This is a genomic window from uncultured Campylobacter sp., assembly GCF_938045535.1.
Taxonomy (GTDB): domain Bacteria; phylum Campylobacterota; class Campylobacteria; order Campylobacterales; family Campylobacteraceae; genus Campylobacter_B.
On the sequence record NZ_CALIMQ010000035.1, the window covers coordinates 1 to 2,602 of the forward strand.

2 protein-coding genes are annotated in these 2,602 nt (G+C 43.0%); one reads left to right on the forward strand and one right to left on the reverse strand.

Annotated features, from left to right (window positions below; translation table 11 throughout):
• On the forward strand, nt 1–691 hold a 691-nt coding region (locus Q0095_RS01335), incomplete at its 5' end, for an FAD-linked oxidase C-terminal domain-containing protein (RefSeq protein WP_297880652.1).
• 645 nt (nt 692–1,336) lie between these two features.
• On the opposite strand, the gene Q0095_RS01340 is transcribed toward Q0095_RS01335, so the two are convergent.
• A complete protein-coding gene (locus tag Q0095_RS01340) occupies nt 1,337–2,023 on the reverse strand; it encodes a tetratricopeptide repeat protein (protein WP_297880654.1) in 687 nt (228 codons plus the stop codon).
• Between the last annotated feature and the right edge of the window lie 579 nt (nt 2,024–2,602).

Here is a 2,602-nt window from a genome sequence, read left to right on the forward strand (position 1 = left end):
AGCAATGAATGCCGTGTATAAGACGACGGCTGCTGGTATCACGCCCGTGGCGATGGAATTTTTAGACGCGCTGTGCATAGCCGCGGTCGAGGAGAAATTTCATAAAGGTTTGCCGAAGGGCGCGGGCGCGATTTTGATCTGCGAAACAGACGGCAATTTAGAAGCAGTGCTTTTGGAGGAGCTCGCGCTCATAAAAGAAATTTTTGTTCAAAACGGCGCGAGCGACTTTCGCATCGCAGAAAGCGAAGAGGAGCGTGCGGGCATTTGGTTTGCGAGACGCAACTGCTCGCAGGCGATCAATATCTACGGCACGCTTAAGCTAAATGAGGACATCACCGTCCCGCGCTCGCAGCTGCCCGAGCTACTGCGCCGTATCGCGCGCATCGGCGATAAATACGGCGTGCGCGTGCCCTGCTTCGGGCACACGGGCGACGGCAATGTCCACACCAACGTCATGGTCGCCGACAAAAAAGATGAAGCTCAGGTGCGACGCGGACATGACGCAATCACCGAAATTTTCAAAGCTGCAGTTGATCTTGGCGGTACGCTCAGCGGCGAGCACGGCATCGGACTAAGTAAGGCGGAATTTATGCCATTAGCTTTTAGCGCAGCAGAGATGGAGCTATTTCGCGCGATCAAAAGGGCGTTCGATCCAAAAGGTATCTTAAATCCCGGAAAAATGGGGCTTTAAATTAGGATCGTCATCCAACTTCTACGGTGATTTGAAATCGATTTACCCCGCTTACCCCATCTAAAATTTTACTTTCTTACAATATGCCTGCTTAAAATTTATCTTGCTTGCAATTTAGCTTATTTACAGGCTACTTCGAGTTAGTTTTAAGCTTGGTCTACCCATTTACAGATCGATTTTGCTTGCTTTGCAATGAATAATTTTACTTGTTTATTGATAGATTCCCATTCCCTTGTGAATTGATTTTATTTACTTCGCAAATTAATTATCCCGTGCGATCTTCTTCGGATATTTTTGCCATATCAGCTGTGATTACATAGCTACTCGCTAGTTTGCGCAATTTTTTCTCTTTCAACGATATATAATTTAGCACCATAATTATGATGAAATCCCTATATCGCGATGGATAAGTCTATGACAAGTCAAAATTCTGTCAATAAAATCCACAGCATAGATTAAATTCTAAACTTCCAAGATACTGAAATTTTAAAATCACTATCCATCGCCATTATCGCAATATGCGGAATCTCAGCAATAAAATTTAAAGACAAAATTTCACGAAATTTCATAAAATCCCATAAAGCTCCGTCAAATTTCTAAGTTAATTTCGATCCCGCCGTGTTATCATCTAGCTAGCCCTGTCATCTATTTAGTAGCATTAGCCTCGCTTGCATTTATTTTATTCATCGCAGCTACTACGTTGCAGCTAAACTCAGCTCCCAGCTTGCAGGCTTTGTCGTAGTAGATCATCGCCTTATCCAGATCCGGCTCGCCAAATTCCTTCTTTGAATACGCTAGCCCGACCCTCTGGCATCCCTCTGCCAAAGCAGCATCGCAAGATTTGAGGAAAAACTTAAGAGCGCCCTGATAGTCTTTTTCTTCGTAGCTAGCGACCGCAGCATTTAAGCAGCCCTCGCCTAGTCCCAAATCGCATGATTTGGCAAAAAATGCGAACGTATTTTTCTTATCGGCATTTTTATAAGAGATTATCGCGGCGTTGTAGCAAGCTTTGGCAGCTCCCAGCTCGCACGCTTTGGAATAAAACCGCGCGGACTTGCCCTTATCTTTCGTAGTTTTATATAAATTTTGCTCGTCGTAATACAAATCCCCTGCGATAGCACAGCTATTTTCTAGCCCCGCTTCACAAGCTTTTTCAAACGGCTTTTTTGCTGCCTCATAATCGCGCTCCTCAAGCAAATACGCTCCATAGTCTTCGCACGAATTAGCCCTACCGACGCCGCATCCGACAAACGAGACCCCTTGCGGGAAAAATATCTGCGCGAGCAAGTAGACTGCTACGATTAGTGCGGTAATCGACGCTAAAATTTTCATTTTTGCTCCTTTTAAATTTTAAAAATAATTATAGCAAAAAACGAGGGGTAAAATTTTAATTTTTGATAATAGCTGTGAAATTTACGGCGAATTTTTGCAAAATTCCTATCAAAATCCCAAGCAAAATTTTTGAATAAAATTTTAAACGGAGCTTTGAGCGGAATTTTAAAAAGGCAAATTAAAATTTTACTTGCAAGATTATTTTTATGGCTGGCTTGCCTCAATTTTTACTCGCACCGTCTATGCGGCATCCACGGCGCCTGCAGTATTTATAATAGGACTAAAACGTATTTAATCCTTGAGGTCTTAAGCACCTGCAGCCTCTGCAATGGCGATTTATTAAAGCGGATTTCACGCGTAAAATATTTTTGTTGCATACGAAGCCCGCGATTAGCATCTTGCCGCGCCATAGAAAATTTTTGAAAATTTCGCATTGCTGCTTAGAAATTTTAAAAAATTTTACGCCGCCAGCCTTTAAGTTTTATCTTAGAAATCGGCTTACCTATGCCAAAATCGCAGGCATAATGCGTCTTTAGGCGTTTTGGCTCAATACCCAGGATTCTTAGATCGCACCACTTA

Coding starts and splice junctions, on each gene's coding strand:
- Q0095_RS01340 (WP_297880654.1), bottom strand. CDS start 2,023: ATGAAAATTTTAGCGTCGATTACCGCACTAATCGTAGCAGTCTACTTG.